This is a genomic window from Halosimplex aquaticum (assembly GCF_028747785.1).
Classification (GTDB): Archaea; Halobacteriota; Halobacteria; order Halobacteriales; family Haloarculaceae; genus Halosimplex; species Halosimplex aquaticum.
Window position 1 is genome coordinate 1465488 of the sequence record NZ_CP118158.1, and the last position, 13455, is coordinate 1478942.

12 protein-coding genes and 1 tRNA gene are annotated in these 13455 nt (G+C 69.2%); 9 read left to right on the forward strand and 4 right to left on the reverse strand.

Going from position 1 to position 13455, the window contains the following annotated elements; all coding sequences use genetic code 11:
• Positions 1-3: 3 nt before the first annotated feature.
• From PSC72_RS07330 to PSC72_RS07340, 3 genes are all read left to right on the forward strand, one after another.
• Positions 4-588: a 2Fe-2S iron-sulfur cluster-binding protein gene (locus PSC72_RS07330; protein WP_274325239.1), complete on the forward strand. Its 585-nt coding sequence runs from the start codon at positions 4-6 to the stop codon at positions 586-588.
• A 70-nt stretch (positions 589-658) separates the two neighbouring features.
• A tRNA-Arg gene (locus PSC72_RS07335) sits at positions 659-731 on the forward strand.
• Between the two features lie 431 nt (positions 732-1162).
• Positions 1163-2680: an FAD-dependent oxidoreductase gene (locus tag PSC72_RS07340; protein ID WP_274325240.1), complete on the forward strand. Its 1518-nt coding sequence runs from the start codon at positions 1163-1165 to the stop codon at positions 2678-2680.
• A gap of 34 nt (positions 2681-2714) precedes the next feature.
• Here the strand turns inward: PSC72_RS07340 and PSC72_RS07345 are convergent, their stop codons facing one another.
• Together PSC72_RS07345 and PSC72_RS07350 are read right to left on the reverse strand one after the other, a co-directional pair.
• Positions 2715-4916, reverse strand: coding sequence for a beta-glucosidase (locus PSC72_RS07345; protein ID WP_274325241.1), 2202 nt, complete (start codon positions 4914-4916; stop codon positions 2715-2717).
• 46 nt (positions 4917-4962) lie between these two features.
• Positions 4963-6252, reverse strand: a complete 1290-nt coding sequence (locus PSC72_RS07350) for a glycosyltransferase (RefSeq protein ID WP_274325242.1) — start codon at positions 6250-6252, stop codon at positions 4963-4965.
• Positions 6253-6630: 378 nt separating this feature from the next.
• Here PSC72_RS07350 and PSC72_RS07355 point away from each other — a divergent pair, with 378 nt between their 5' ends.
• Positions 6631-7704, forward strand: a complete 1074-nt coding sequence (locus tag PSC72_RS07355; protein WP_274325243.1) for a lysylphosphatidylglycerol synthase domain-containing protein — start codon at positions 6631-6633, stop codon at positions 7702-7704.
• Between the two features lie 10 nt (positions 7705-7714).
• Here PSC72_RS07355 and PSC72_RS07360 read toward each other — a convergent pair whose 3' ends face one another.
• Together PSC72_RS07360 and PSC72_RS07365 are read right to left on the reverse strand one after the other, a co-directional pair.
• Positions 7715-8428, reverse strand: coding sequence for a ferredoxin--NADP reductase (locus PSC72_RS07360; protein WP_274325244.1), 714 nt, complete (start codon positions 8426-8428; stop codon positions 7715-7717).
• A gap of 46 nt (positions 8429-8474) precedes the next feature.
• Entirely contained in the window at positions 8475-8930 is a 456-nt protein-coding gene (locus tag PSC72_RS07365) for a pyridoxamine 5'-phosphate oxidase family protein (RefSeq protein ID WP_274325245.1), read from the reverse strand.
• 469 nt (positions 8931-9399) lie between these two features.
• On the opposite strand from PSC72_RS07365, the gene PSC72_RS07370 reads away from it, so the two are divergent.
• From PSC72_RS07370 to PSC72_RS07390, 5 genes are all read left to right on the forward strand, one after another.
• On the forward strand, positions 9400-9831 hold the full coding sequence (locus PSC72_RS07370) for a DUF2267 domain-containing protein (protein ID WP_274325246.1): 432 nt from the start codon (positions 9400-9402) through the stop codon (positions 9829-9831).
• Positions 9832-9922: 91 nt separating this feature from the next.
• Positions 9923-10219: a DUF7562 family protein gene (locus PSC72_RS07375; protein WP_274325247.1), complete on the forward strand. Its 297-nt coding sequence runs from the start codon at positions 9923-9925 to the stop codon at positions 10217-10219.
• Positions 10220-10324: 105 nt separating this feature from the next.
• Positions 10325-11641 carry an RNB domain-containing ribonuclease gene (locus tag PSC72_RS07380; RefSeq protein WP_274325248.1) on the forward strand — a complete coding sequence of 439 codons (1317 nt, stop codon included), beginning with the start codon at positions 10325-10327 and terminating at the stop codon, positions 11639-11641.
• 291 nt (positions 11642-11932) lie between these two features.
• Complete coding sequence (locus PSC72_RS07385; protein WP_274325249.1) at positions 11933-12169, forward strand: hypothetical protein; 237 nt, start codon at positions 11933-11935, stop codon at positions 12167-12169.
• Positions 12170-12409: 240 nt separating this feature from the next.
• Positions 12410-13396, forward strand: a complete 987-nt coding sequence (locus tag PSC72_RS07390; protein ID WP_274325250.1) for a phytoene/squalene synthase family protein — start codon at positions 12410-12412, stop codon at positions 13394-13396.
• Positions 13397-13455: the final 59 nt, after the last annotated feature.

The window sequence follows — 13455 nt, forward strand, 5'->3', positions numbered from 1 at the left end:
TACATGGTCGACCAAATGAGTGTCGCGCTCGGGGCCGGGTTGACGCTCATCGTCGTCGCGATTCACTACGCTCGCGGGACCGGCTGGGAGCCGCCGGCGGACATCTCCCAGGAGGTCCTCGAACGGCGAGCGGCGGCGGTGCCCGAGACGGACTTCCCCGAGCCCATGAACCGCTCCATCGGCGGCGGCGCCGCGGGCGCGATCCCCGCCGGCGAGGGCGGCGCCGAACTGGAAGAGGGCGAGGAAGGCGGCGACGAGGAGGAAGGGTTCGACCCCGAGGCGATCCCGGACGACGAGGTCGAGTACTACGAGGTCGAGTTCGCCAAGGAAGGCGAGACCATCGAGATCGCCAACAACGAGAACATCCTCGACGTCGGCGAAGAGGAAGGCTGGGACCTGCCCTACGCCTGCCGACAGGGCCAGTGCGTCTCCTGTGCCGGGCAGATCCAGGACGGCCCCGCCGGCGACTACATCCGCCACGAACACAACGAGGCGCTGTTCGACGACGACATGGACGACGGCTACTGCCTGACCTGTGTCGCCTACCCCATCGACGACTTCACGCTCGAAACCGGCGAGCAGCCCTGAGCGTTTGGACGCTCCCGTTCTCTCCGCGTCTCACAACCGTTAAGGACGGGACCGCGGTATGTCGATACGAGGGCCCGTAGCTCAGTGGACAGAGTGCTTGGTTCCGGACCAAGTTGTCCGGGGTTCAAATCCCCGCGGGCTCGCTCTCGAAATCCTGACGGCGTGGAGTCTCGTATCCGCGCAGCTCTCGATTTCGTGTGCAGTCGGCCGGGATTTGAGCCCTGGAAGTCACAGCCCGCGCAGTCGAGCGAAGCGAGGCGAGCAGGACTGTCTTCCTCCGGTTCAAATCCCCGCGGGCTCGTCTCCTTCGTCGCTTCGCTCCGCAATCCCCGAGCCCGCTGACCCTTGCGAACCCTGCGGGTTCGCTCAGTCCCCGCGGACTCGTTTCGCGACGAGCGGCCCAGTGGCCGCCGCGTTGTACGTCGGTGAGATCGAATAACCGACAGCTAGTGGCGACACGCGACGCCCGCCGTTCGGTCGATGAACGGCGATCTCTTCGCCGAACTGCGGCGGCAAAGCTGTTCTAAAACTAAAATAAAGTTCATATGTCCCTCCCTCACATGCTGAAGGAGAAATGGGCAATCGGATCGAGGACGTTACCGTGGTCGGGGGTGGGGACTCGGGGCTGTTGACCGCGCTCGCGGTGAAGCGGGTGAACCCCGGCGTCGACGTGTCCGTGGTCGACGACTTCGAGGCGGAGGTCCCGCAGGTGGGAAAGAGCACGTTCCGCGCGATCCGGAACATCCTGCACGGGGTGCTGGGGATCGACGAACGGGAGTTCGTCACGGAGGTCAAGCCGGTCTGGAAGGCGTCGGTGTACTTCCGGGACTGGTGTGGCCGCCCCCCGTTCCACTACCCGTTCGACACGAACCGGAACTTCCCGAACCCGGACGAGTCGGACACCTACGAGGGGTACTACTTCTTCTACGAGGAGGGCCACAACAGCGCGGAGTACCAGACGAAGTGCGAGCGGATCGTCAGCGAGCGGAAATCGCCGTGGTACTTCGATCCCGGCAAGGGCGGCCTGTCGATGTACGACAACGTCGCCTATCACCTCAACACCGAGCGGTTCAACGCCTACCTGCGGGAGCTGTGCCGCGACCGGGGCGTCGCGCTGATCGACGACGAGGTCGTCACCGTCGACGTGGCGGGCGACCGGATCAAGCGGCTCCGTAGCAGGAACCGGGCGTACGAGTCGGACCTGTTCGTCGACGCGACCGGCTTCTCGCGGGTGCTCAAGAGCGAGCAGAGCGACGCGTTCCACGAGTTCGACCTGCCGCTGGACACGGCGCTCAACGCGCGGGCGGACCTAGACCTGGCGGAGGTCGTCCCGGCGACGGTCATCGACACCGGCGACCACGGGTGGTTCTGGCAGATCGACACGTTCGACAACCGCGACCGCGGATACGTCTACGCCTCCGAGTTCGTCTCCGAGGGCGCGGCCCGCGAGGAGTTTCTCGACCACTGCGAGGGGATCGACGCCGACGACGTGGTGAAATACGAGTTCACGCCGGGGTACTTCGAGCGGGCGTGGGTGGACAACTGCGTCGCCATCGGGAACGCCGAGGGGTTCGTCGAACCGCTCCAGTCGACGGGGCTGACCGTCAACGCGAAGGCGGCGGTCACGCTGGCGACCCTGCTGTCCGGCCACGGGCAGGTCCAGGACGACTGGATCCGCGACACCTACAACCGGTGGGTCGATCGCGCCTGGCGCGCCGTCTTCGACTTCATCAGTCTCCACTACGCGTACGCCGACGGCGAAACAGCGTTCTGGGAGGCGGCCCGGTCGATCGACATCAGTCCGCGGGCGGCGTTCCTCGTCGAGCAGTTCGACCGGCACGGGTTCGACGCGCACGTAGACCCGGTGGCCAACAGCGCCGAGTTCGACGATCTGCTCTTCTTCCCACCGTGGGGGTTCTACACGCTGATACGGAATATGGGCGCGAGTTCGGCGTTCTACGAGTCCAACGACTTCGCGATGGGCGACCGGAAGAGACGGACCGTCGAGCGCTACTACGAGGACATCCGCGAGGACGTGACCGACCACTACGACCACCACGAGTTCTACCACGGCGCGCTGGGGCAGTACTGACCGCGGCCCTCGCCGCCGCCCGGCATCGAGAGACTCAGTCGACCGCGACGGCCGCCCGTAGCCGGAGGTCCCGCGAGGAGCGGCCGACGGCGACGACGTACTCGCCGGGGTCGACGGTCCAGCCGTCGCGCTCGTCGTAGCGCTCCAGCGCACGCCGGGGGACCGTGAGCGAAACCTGCCGACGCTCGCCCGCGTCGAGTTCCACGGCCGCGAACCCGGCGAGTTCGCGCTCGGGCCGGGCGACGGTCCCCGGCGCCGGGGGCGGTTCGACGTACGTCTGGACGACCTCGCGGCCAGGGCGGTCGGCGCTGTTCTCGACAGTGACGGTGGCCTCGAACCCGGAGCCGCGTCCATCGCCGTCCGTCCCGCCGCTCTCCTGCGCGCGCTCGACGGCCAACTCTTCGTAGGCGAACTCGGCGTACGAGCGGCCGTGGCCGAACGGGAACAGCGGGTCGACGCCGTCGCGGTCGAACCCGCGGTAGCCGACGAAGACGCCCTCGTCGTAGTGGACGTGCTCGTGGACGCCGGGGTAGCGGCGCTCGTCGCCGCCGACCGGGTAGTCCGCGAACCGGCGTCCGAACGTCACCGGGAGTCGCCCGCCGGGGTCGGCCCCGTAGAGCGCGTCCGCGAGCGCCGCGCCGTCGGCCTGGCCCGGGTACCACGTCTGGACGATAGCGGCAACGTCGTCCGCCCAGGGCATCTCGACGGGGCCGCTCGTCCGGCAGACGACGACCGTCCGCGGGTTCGCCGCGGCCACTGCCGCGACGAGTCGGTCCTGGCCGCCTGGCAGGGCCATCGAGTCCCGGTCTTCGCCCTCGGTCGCGCCGTCCTGGACCACGACGACCGCGACGTCCGCCGCGGCCGCCGCGTCGACGGCCGCGTCGAAGTCCGGCTTGGGACCCAGTCGCCGTCGCAGTCGCGATCCGGGCAGGTCGTACATCGACGGGCTCGAAACCGGCCTGACGCCGCGTTCGAAGGTGGCCCGGGCCGCCCGCTCGCGGAGACCGGCGACCGGGCTCACGGTCCGCGTGGGCGTCACCTCCGAACTGCCGCCGCCGCCCACCTTCGCGCCGTCGGCGTTCGGTCCGACGACCGCCAGCGCTTCGTCGCCGTCGAGCGGCAGGGCCCCGCCGGTTGCGAGGAGGACAGTCCCGCTACGGGCGACCTCCCGCGCGAGGTCGTGGTGTGCTCTCCAGTCGACGGCGGGCGGGGCCGGCCGCTCGCCGTCGAGCATCCCGAGCCGCTCGTAGAGTCCGAGGACGTGACGGACCTTCCGGTCGAGCGTGGACTCGGCGACGGTGCCGTCGACGACGGCGCGGCGGAGTCGGTCCCCGAAGAAGTCGTAGGGGTAAGGGTCGGGCTGGCCGTCGTCGGCGACGAAGCCGTCGAACAGGCGCCACGACAGCGGCGGGTCGACGCCCAGGCGGTCGGAGAGCCCCACGCGGAGTATCGCGCGGAGCGCCCGGCTGTGGGGTGCTAACCGGTCGACGGGCGAGGCCCCCGGCATCTCCAGGTCGAGGCCGCCCTCCGCCGCGGCGACCGCGTCGTGGGTCCCCCACCAGTCGGACATCACGACGCCGTCGAAGCCCCACTCGTCCCGCAGGACGCCCTCGATCAGGTCGCGGTGTTCGCTCATGTAGGGGCCGTTGACTCTGTTGTACGCGGTCATCACCGCGGACGCGCCGCCGCCGACCGCGGCGCGGAACGCGGGCAGGTACACCTCTCGGAGGGCGCGCTCGCCGACGACTGCGTCGATCTTGTCGCGCCGGCGCTCCTGGTTGTTCGCCACGAAGTGCTTGGCCGTCGCGGCGACGCCCGCGCGCTCGATGCCCTCGACGTGTCCCGCGCCGACGGCCGCGGTGAGTCGGGGGTCCTCGCTCAGGTACTCGAAGTTGCGCCCGCAGGTCGGGACGCGGACGACGTTCAGCCCGGGCGCGAGGACCACGTCGTGGCCGCGCGCGCGGGTCTCGGCCGCCAGCGCGCGTCCGGCCCGGCGCGCGAGCCCGGGGTCCCAGGAGGCGCCGAGCGCGAGCGTCGCCGGGAACGCCGTCGCCTCGCGGTCGCGGACGCCGAGCGGTCCGTCGACGAGTCCCAACGGCGGGACCCCCAGTCGCTCGATACCGGGGAGATAGCCGGTGGCGCGTCCCGTCGGGTCCGAGCGCCCGCGGACCAGCCGGAGCGTCTCGTCGAGGGTCAGTTCCGCGAGGAGCGCGTCGACGCGGCCGGAGTCGGTCATCTGCCCGGAGTGACGACCGGCACGCGGATATCGGTTGCGTCGGGAGCTATCCCTCTTTCTCGACGCGGAACCACTCGCCCTCCCAGGAGAGCGGGTACTCGACGATCCCCTTGATCGCCGCGAGGCTGTAGAACGGGAGCGCGACGGGGACGAGCAGCCAGGCCAGGCCGACGCCGTCTACGACGCCGAGGCGGGCGTCCAGCAGGCGGACCCCGAGGCAGATTCCCCAGAGCGTGCCCACGGTCACCGCCAGGACGGCCGAGGCGCCGACCGCCGCGAGGACGGCCAGCTGCGGGACCAGCGACAGGACGACGAAGTTCCCGAAGATAGCCCCGGCGCAGAAGACCAGCGACGTGGCGCTGCGAGGGCTCGCGACCGGGTGGAACCGACCGATCCGGCGGTGGAACACCTGGGCGTAGCCGGTCATCCAGCGCTTTCGCTGACCCCACCAGTCCCGGAGGGTGTGTGCCCCCTCGATCTCCGAGGGGTAGGCGAACGACGACCGGACCGAGACGCGGTCCTCGTAACACCGGAAGGCGAAGTCGAAGTCCTCGGTGAGCATCCGCGGGTCGTAGCCGCCGACCCGGTCGTAGGTCTCCCGACGCATCGCGAGGGCGTTGCTCGCCACCATGTCGAAGTCGGTCAGGTGCGAGACGAGGCGGTGGCTGAGATACCCCAGGACGACCGACTCGTAGTACGTAATGCTCTCCAGAAGTCCGTCCGGTCGGGGGAAGGTCCGCCCCTGCACGACCTCGTGGTCGTCGAGACCGGCGGCGGCGGCCGCGAGGAAGGTCGGGTGGACGCGCTCGTCGGCGTCGAACACGCCGAGGTAGGGGGCGTCGGTCCGGTCGACGGCGTAGGTGACAGCGGCGGCTTTCGATCCCGGGTCGCGGTCGTTGACCAGACAGGTGACGCGGCCGCGCTCGGCCAGCGAGCGGGCCCGGTCGAGCGTCGCGTCGTCGCCGGGCTCGCAGACCACGTAGACTCGCACGTCCGCGTAGTCCGAGTCGAGCAGGCTCTCGACGCTCCGGTGGAGCGCGCTCGCGTCGCCGTACGAGGGGACGACGGCCGCTATCTCCGGCCCAGTGGTCGGGTACGGGCCGCGGTCGCGCTCGCGGAGCACCTCGACGGCGAAGATCGCGCCGGAAACGAGCAGCGTAACGGTGAAACTCAGCGCGGCGACGGTCGCGTTCAGGACCGACACGCCGTCCAGTCCGACGAACAGGGGGAGCGTGATCGCGATCTGCCCCTGGACGAATCCGACGGTGACGACGGCGACCGTCGCGAGGGCGAAACAGGCGCTGGCCGCCCAGCGGCGGAGCGTTCGGGAGGACATGCGGAGCGGGATCGTCGGCGGAACGGGGTGGTAGTTCGCGGTCGCGCGACCGCCGCGAGGCGGCGGTCCGACCGGCTGTCGGGTACGTCCTCCCGATACACCCGGTTCCCGGGTAAGTGTTGCGTCGCTCACATCCGCTGCGCGCTGCCCCGCTCGTCGTCGCCCGCGTCAGGGTTATCGTCGTTCGAGCCCTACTGTGGCCACCATCCTGCAGCGACACGGACGGGCGATCCACGTGATAGATTCCACTAGCCGACTGACGAACGGAGGGCGGCCGATCCGGCAGGACGGCATCCGAACGACCGGTCGATCTCCGGAGCGGTCGGACCGGCTGCACAGTCCGCCGCCGCGGCAGGGCCGAGACCGAGAGGTGATCGCGTGAGTCGAGCTATCGACCGGGCGAGCGCCGACCCGGGACGCCTCGCTCGCACGGCCGTCGCGCTGGCGGGGACGGCGGTCGTCTTCGGCGGGGCGGCCGCTGTCGTCGGCGTCGACACGGTGCGCGCGGCCCTCGCCGGTACCGAACCGGGGGCGGTCGCGCTCGTCGCCGGCGTGGCTGTGGCCGTGCTGGTCCTCAGGGGCCTGGCGCTCCGCGTTTCGCTCGCACTCCTCGGTCACCGCGCGCCAGTGGGTCGCGCGGTCGGCGCGTACGCCGCGACGGCGGTCGTCAGCACGCTCGCCCCGGGCGGCCAGGCCGCCGGCGCGCCGGTCAACGGCCTGCTGGTCGCACGCTCCTCGGAGGCGGACTACGAGGACGCCCTCGCGGCGTTCGTCGCCGTCAACGCGCTCACGAACCTCCTCGTCGGGCTGTTCGGGGTCGTCGGCGTCGGGTACCTCCTGGCGACGGCGGGCGGCGGCGACGTGGCACCGCTCGCGGCGCTGGGCGTCGGTTTGTTCGGCCTGGCGGTCCTCGGCGTGGCCGGGCTCTGGCGGGTCCGCGACCGGGCGTCCGATCGCGTCGTTTCCGCCACCGCGACGGTCGGCCGCGTCCTCCGCGTCGTCCCACGCGTCGCACCGCCCGATCGCGACGGGGTCGCGGACCGAGTCGCGCGGTTCCGCGCCTCGCTCGCTCGGCTCCGCGCGGGTTCGCCCCGAGAGATCGCCGCGCTGGTCGCCCTCCTCGCCGCTGCGCACGCCGCGACCGTCGTCGCGCTCTGGCTCTCCTTTCGCGCGGTCGGCCAGCCGGTGTCGGTGGGCGTCCTGCTGGCGGTCGTCCCGGCCGCGGTCGCCGCGGCCGTCGTCCCGGCACCGGGCGGAAGCGGCGTCGACGTGGCGCTGGTCGCGCTGCTGGCCGCCGGCACCGACGCCGTCGCGCCGGTCGCCGGCGCGGCCGTCCTCGTCTACCGGGTCGCCACCTCCGGGCCGACGCTCCTCGGGGGTGGCGGGGTCGCCGTCGCGATGATCTCGCTGGGGTGGCTCCGCGAGTCCGAGGAGTGCCCGGAGGCGGACTGACTCCCGCGGGTCAGTTCGATTCAACCTCGTCAGCTTCCCATCCCTCGGTGACGATCCGCGCCTCGTCGACCCCTTCGGACTCCAGCAGTTCCCCCGTCTCGACGACCATCTCGGGGACGCCGCAGAGGTAGAAATCTGTCTCGTCGAGCCCCACGGCGAGGGCCTCGGGGAGGTGGTCCTGGACGTGCCCCGTCCGTCCCGTCCACTCCTCGTCGGCGTCGGAGAGGACGTAGTCGACGGAGAGGTTCTCGTGTTCGGCGTTCAGCTGGTCGAGGCTCTCGCGGAAGAGCAGGTGTTCCCGGTCGCGCTCGCCGAACACGAAGTGGGCGTCGCCGACGCCGACGCGAACGTACTGCTTGAGCATGGGATACAGCGGCGTGATACCGGTGCCGGTCGCGACGAAGACGGCGTCGCGGTCGAAGTGCCGGACGGAGAGGTCCCCGTCGACGGGGTCGATCTCGATCTCGTCGCCCGGGGACCGCTCGTGCATGTAGACGGAGCCGTTGCCGTCGTCGTAGCGCTTGATGGCGAGGACGAGCTCGTTCGTCCCGGGGAGGTTCGCGGCCGTGTAGGGGCGCGTCTCCTCGTCCCCGTCGAGCTCGAAGTGGACGGCGGTGTGCTGGCCCGGCTCGTACCTGAACTCGTGGTCGTCGGCGACCAGCCGGAACTGCTTCACGTCGGGCGTCATCTGATGGACGTCTGCGACCGTGACGGACAGCGTCATCGTGCTACGTAGGGCTCCGCGAGGGAAAGACGTGCTGTCGGACGAGTCAGTCGTTGACGAGCGACTCCGTGCGGCCGTACAGATCCGTGGGATCGAGCCGGAAGAAGTCGAACGACACCATCCGCAACGGCTCCTCGAAGACGTCGACGAGCGGGATGTCGATCCGTTCCATCTCGGCGAGCACGTCCGTTCCGACCCCTTTCTCGTCGGTGTCCTGAAGCCGGCCGCGCGCGACGACGCTGGTCCACCTGTCGTCCTCGCCCTCGGTCCCGTAGGCGACGAACGTGACCGGTCGGTCGGCCAGTTCCACGGGGTCGTCCTCGTGGCCGACCGAGACCCGGAAGTACAAGACTCGGTCGGGCTGGTCGTAGCCGTACGACACCGGGACGGCGTCGGGCGGTTCGTCGCCCAGCGTCGACAGCGCGAGTACACCGGTCCCCCCGCTCCCGAGGAACTCGTCGACTTCGTCGTCCCCCAGCTCGACGTGGGTCGCATCAGTCATGCCAGACGGTACGTCCGTCGGCATAATAAGCGCGTGCCCGGATGTCGCCGCCTATCGCAGAGGCGCCCGAACCAGGGTCTCGGGCCCCATATTTCTCGGGTTCTGTGTCGAGTGCCGAGAAGCGGACCCACGCCACAGCGCCGCGACGGCGCCGATCAGCCGATGCGATAGCGACCCCAGTTGAGCGGCCTACACTGGATTTGATATAGCGATATACAGTATATCGGGGTCTATCGCTCCACCGAACTGGAGTCGTTCTGAGACGGCCGATACGACGATTCAGCGGTTGAACGCGGCGGTGGACGGGATTTCGGACTGCGAGCAGGACGGTCCTGACCGATTGTCGGCCGGGCGAGCAGCGACCACACCGACAGTTCCTCGCCTCGGCAAGCGACGGGCAGCTCGTCCGGCCGGCGTCTGCCGGTCGGCCGTTTTTCCCGCTCTACGGAGTAGTCCGACGGGGGGAACGATGAACTACGACGAGTTCACCGGAACGGTACAGAATCGGCTCGAACTACCGGGGACGGGGGAAGCCGTCCGCGCGATCCGCGCGACGCTGACGACGCTCGGCGAACGCATCCAGGAGGGGGAGGCGACGGACCTGGCCGGCGCGCTCCCGATGGAGATCGACTACTATCTGACGGGCGCGGTCGCCGACCACGGTCAGCACTTCGACTGGGACGAGTTCCTCGACCGCGTGGCCGACCGTGAAGCCCAGACCGCGCCGGACGACCGCGCGGGCGTGGCCCACCACGCGCGCTCGGTCCTCACCGTCGTCGCGGAGGCCACGCAGGAGGGACAGCTGGACGATCTCCGGGACCAACTTCCCGCCGACGAGGGGTGGGACGACCTGTTGGAACTGGTCGATCAGCCGCAGGCGGCCGGCGACGGGTCGGACTGATCGGCCGGTACAGACCCGCTCGGTCACCCCTTTAATTCGGCCTCAATGATCAGCGCGAAGGGATAAGTGGTCGTCCCTCGAAGCGGGGGACATGTGGCGCTCCTCGAAACGGGGGCAGAGCCAGGTGACGTGTATCGCCTGCGGCGACGACGTCCCCCGGTCCGACGCCAGGGAGTACGACAAGTTCGGCGACCGCTGGGACCGCCAGGGCAAGGAGTTCGAGTACCTCTGCAAGCCGTGTGACCGCGACCGCTGCCACCAGCCCCGCGGCGACCTCGAAGCCCTGCTCGAAGACGTCGAGTCGAACACCGTCGGGACCGGCCGTGACGCCTTTCTCGCCACGTATCTCGAACTCACCGAGGGCCGCGATTCCGTCGGCGACCGATAGCCGCGCGGTCTCCGTCCGGACGCCCGCGTCCGCGTTCGAGGCCCCTCGCTCGGCCGGCGTCCGGACCACAGAAAGACTATCAGTACCGTCGTCATAGCCCGGCACATGACTACCGAGGACGAGCAGGCCCAGGCCGGCACCGTCGAGGGCCAGGGACCCGTCGAGATCGACGAGGAGATGGCCCGCCACCTGGCGAACAAGCGCGAAGAACTCTTCGAGAAGTTCGAGATCCGCGACGAGTTCCCCGCGGAAGTGATGCAGGAAGCCGAGGAACGCACCGAGGATGTCCAGCAGGAGATCCAGGATGAGGTCGACGAGCGCCGCGACCTGCGGGACATGACGACGTGGACGACCGACCCCATCGACGCGCAGGACTTCGACGACGCGATCTCCGTCGAGAAGCGCGACGACGAGTACGTCCTCTGGGTCCACATCGCCGACGTGACCCACTACGTCACCCCCGGCACGGCGATGTGGGAAGAGGCCGTCGAGCGAGCCAACACCGTCTACCTCCCGGCGTACACCGTCCACATGCTGCCGCCGATCCTCGCCGAGACCGTCTGCTCGCTGGTCCCCAACGAGGACCGACTTGCCCACACCGTCGAGATGCACCTCGACCCCGAGACGCTCTCCTACGAGGAGATCGACATCTACAAGTCCGTCATCGAGTCCGACGCGCGGCTCACGTACTCCGAGTGCGAGGAGATCCTCGACGACCCCGACAGCGCCGACGACCTGCTCGAAGACACGGACGTCGACCTCGCCGAGAAGACCGAACTCGTCTGGGAACTCGCCGACCGGATGCACGAACAGCGCAAGGAGGACGGCTCGCTCGTCCTCAACCCCGCCCGCGACCGCGCCCACACCATCATCGAGGAGTGCATGCTCAAGGCCAACAAGGCCGTCACGCACGAGCTCATGTGGGACCGCGGCGTCGAAGCGATGTACCGCGTCCACCCACAGCCCTCGCCGGACGAGTGGGACGAGGCGCTGCGGGAGATCCAGGACCTGGGCGGCGTCTCGATCCCCGGCGACTCCTGGGACGACCCGCGGAAGGCCGTCAACGCGACGCTCGAACAGGCGCCCGGTCGCCAGCTCTCGAAGATCCAGCGCGCCGTGATGTTCGTGATGCCCCGCGCGAAGTACATGAGCGACCCCTTCGGCGGTCACCACGCCCTGAACTTCGAGATCTACGGCCACTTCACCTCGCCCATCCGTCGACTCTCTGACCTCATCAACCACTGGATCGTCGCCACCAACGACGTGCCCGAGGACCTCGCCGCGCTCTGCAAGCACGCCTCGGACAAGCAGAAAGACGGCGAGCAGTGCGAACGCGAGTACAAGCAGTTCATCCAGGAGGTCGGCCTCGACCCCCACGCGGTCAACAACCGCGGGCTCGAAGTCGTCGACGACGAGGACTGACCGCCGCCCGATCGATTCTCTGACCGTCCCTCCGTCGCACCCGTTCTTCGATCGCCTCGACCCCGACTTTCGGGGACTCTCTCCAGAGGGTGTTTCCGATCGCGATAGCTCACGCGCCGAACGCCGCGCTCCCCGTCACTCCGCGCGCCCTCTTATCCTCGTAACTTATAGATGTAATTTAGAAATAGTCGGTAGCTGGTTACTGGGCGTTTGGCGTGTGTTCGAAGAACTGATCTGGCATAAAATTTTAGTGGGCCTCGGTCGAAGGATCGATGGAGAGGTGATGAACCGATGGCCACCAGCGACAGGACTCGCGGAGCGCGGGAGCACAGCACTGCCGACCGCCGACTCTCCCGGTACGACCTCCTGTTACTGGTGATACCCGCGGCGTTCCTGCTGGCGCTCGTGGGATCGACCGTGTCGTCGCTACCGACGTCGGCGTTCGTCGCGGGCGCGTCGATCGTCGGCGCGCTCGCCGTCGCCGACGGCCTGTTCGTCAACCCGCCCGGTCGCAGTCGCGGTCGGTAAGTGACGCTTGTTCCGGGTTTTCGCTAGCACAGTAGTTCTCGACGACACGTTCGTTCGGTTCCTCGAAGTCGCCGAACGTCCGGTAAGGCGAGTGTTCGGCGATCACCTCGCCGGACCGAACCAGTTTGGTGGGCTCTTTATTAAATATCTCACGAACGTACGGGTAGAAACGACCGTTGGCGTCGCGGTCCCCCGCGAGCGCCGCGCGGACCGGAGTCTACCGGCGATTTCGCATCAATCATGCCCGAGACCGATCAAATCGACACGAGCAGGCAGATCCACAAGCGGACGGGGCGGACGTTCTACGTCGCGACGAAGCTCCTGCCCGAACGGGTGCGGGAAGCGACGTACGTCCTCTACGCCTTCTTCCGGATCGCCGACGAGGTCGTCGACCGGACCGACGACCCCGACCCGGACGCCCAGCGGCGCCGACTCGAATCGATGCGTGCGGCCGCCCTGGGCGACCCCGTCGACGGGACCGACCTGCCCGACGACGAACGAGCCGTGCTCGAGGCGTTCCGGTCGCTGGCCGACGAGAAGGGCATCGCCGACGACGAGATCGCGGTGTTCGTCGACGCGATGCTCCAGGACATCGAGACCGCCCGGTACGAGACGTACGCGGACCTCGAAGCGTACATGCGCGGGTCCTCGGTCGCCGTCGCGAACATGATGATGGCGGCGATGGAGATGCCCGCGGCCGAGCGTGAAAGGGCCCGCCCGCACGCGGCGGCCCTCGCAGAAGCGTTCCAGTTGACCAACTTCCTGCGGGACGTCCGCGAGGACATCCGCGACTACGGCCGGGTCTACCTCCCGCAGGAAACCCTCGACCGATACGGGGTCGCCGAGTCGGACCTCGCCGACGCGACCGTCACCGACGGGTTCGTCGCGGCGATGCGCCACGAACTCCAGCGCACGGAGCGGCGCTACCGCGAGGGCGTCGCCGGGATCCGACTGCTGCCCGAAGACTGCCAGTTCGGGGTCCTCCTCGCGGCGGTGTTCTACGCCGAGCACCACCGACTGATCCGGTCCCGCGACTACGACGTGCTCTCGGAGACCCCGGAACTCGGCCGACTGCGCCGGGGGTACCTGCTCGTCAGGACGTGGGTCCACTGGCGCCGCCACCGCGACCCGGAAGCCACCTTCTACGCGGTCAGCGCCGTCTCGCGGGGCGGCGAGGGTGACGGCGACGGCGTCGAGACCGACGGCACGACCGGATACGCGGCCTGACTGGAGACACGGCCTGACCGGATCGGGTTCAGACCGGAGACGTGGAGAGACGATACCGC

Bases quoted from the DNA above. Each gene is read 5' to 3' on its own strand.
- PSC72_RS07330 (WP_274325239.1), top strand. From the start codon at position 4: ATGGTCGACCAAATGAGTGTCGCGCTCGGGGCCGGGTTGACGCTCATC.
- PSC72_RS07340 (WP_274325240.1), top strand. From the start codon at position 1,163: ATGGGCAATCGGATCGAGGACGTTACCGTGGTCGGGGGTGGGGACTCG.
- PSC72_RS07345 (WP_274325241.1), bottom strand. From the start codon at position 4,916: ATGACCGACTCCGGCCGCGTCGACGCGCTCCTCGCGGAACTGACCCTC.
- PSC72_RS07350 (WP_274325242.1), bottom strand. From the start codon at position 6,252: ATGTCCTCCCGAACGCTCCGCCGCTGGGCGGCCAGCGCCTGTTTCGCC.
- PSC72_RS07360 (WP_274325244.1), bottom strand. From the start codon at position 8,428: ATGACGCTGTCCGTCACGGTCGCAGACGTCCATCAGATGACGCCCGAC.
- PSC72_RS07365 (WP_274325245.1), bottom strand. From the start codon at position 8,930: ATGACTGATGCGACCCACGTCGAGCTGGGGGACGACGAAGTCGACGAG.
- PSC72_RS07370 (WP_274325246.1), top strand. From the start codon at position 9,400: ATGAACTACGACGAGTTCACCGGAACGGTACAGAATCGGCTCGAACTA.
- PSC72_RS07375 (WP_274325247.1), top strand. From the start codon at position 9,923: ATGTGGCGCTCCTCGAAACGGGGGCAGAGCCAGGTGACGTGTATCGCC.
- PSC72_RS07380 (WP_274325248.1), top strand. From the start codon at position 10,325: ATGACTACCGAGGACGAGCAGGCCCAGGCCGGCACCGTCGAGGGCCAG.
- PSC72_RS07385 (WP_274325249.1), top strand. From the start codon at position 11,933: ATGGCCACCAGCGACAGGACTCGCGGAGCGCGGGAGCACAGCACTGCC.
- PSC72_RS07390 (WP_274325250.1), top strand. From the start codon at position 12,410: ATGCCCGAGACCGATCAAATCGACACGAGCAGGCAGATCCACAAGCGG.